This window comes from Nonomuraea lactucae (assembly GCF_003313395.1).
GTDB lineage: Bacteria > Actinomycetota > Actinomycetes > Streptosporangiales > Streptosporangiaceae > Nonomuraea > Nonomuraea lactucae.
In genome coordinates, this window is record NZ_QNFZ01000326.1 from 1 (window position 1) to 564 (window position 564).

Consider the following 564-nt stretch of genomic DNA (forward strand, 5'->3'; position numbering starts at 1 on the left):
CGATTCGTGCACCTCGATGTGACCGACGACGCATCGGTGAGCAACGCTCTGGCGGCGATCGACGCGGCCGAGGGCCGGCTCGACGTTCTGGTGCACAACGCGGGCATCTTGGGAGAGGGAGTCATCGACGGTCCCACGGCTCTTCGCGTGTTCGACACCAACGCGGTGGGAATCGTGCGTGTCACCGAGGCGGCGCTTGCGCTGCTGCGCAGATCATCGAACCCTAACGTGGTCACCGTTTCGAGCAGCGCCGGGTCGTTTTGGGCAGTGAACAACCCCGACCGGCCGGAGTTCCACTTGCCCCTCGCGCTTTACTCCGCGTCCAAATCAGCTGCCACCATGCTCACGGTTCAGTACGCCAAGGCCCAGCCGGGCATCAAGTTCAATGCAATCGAGCCCGGCACCACCGCCACCGACATGACCGCGGCCTTCGGAATCGGAAGGTCACCGCAAGACAGCGCCAGGACTGTCGTGCGCCTGGCAACCCTCGACGCGGACGGCCCGACAGGAACCTTCCAAGACGAAACCGGGCCATTGCGCTGGTAGGCGCGTGGAAACGATCGA

At 64.5% G+C, this 564-nt stretch carries 1 protein-coding gene; it reads left to right on the forward strand.

What is annotated here, in order from left to right; genetic code table 11:
• Positions 1–546, forward strand: a 546-nt coding sequence (locus DQW85_RS21745; protein ID WP_113702115.1) for an SDR family NAD(P)-dependent oxidoreductase, incomplete at its 5' end; no start/stop codon positions are given.
• Positions 547–564 lie beyond the last annotated feature (18 nt).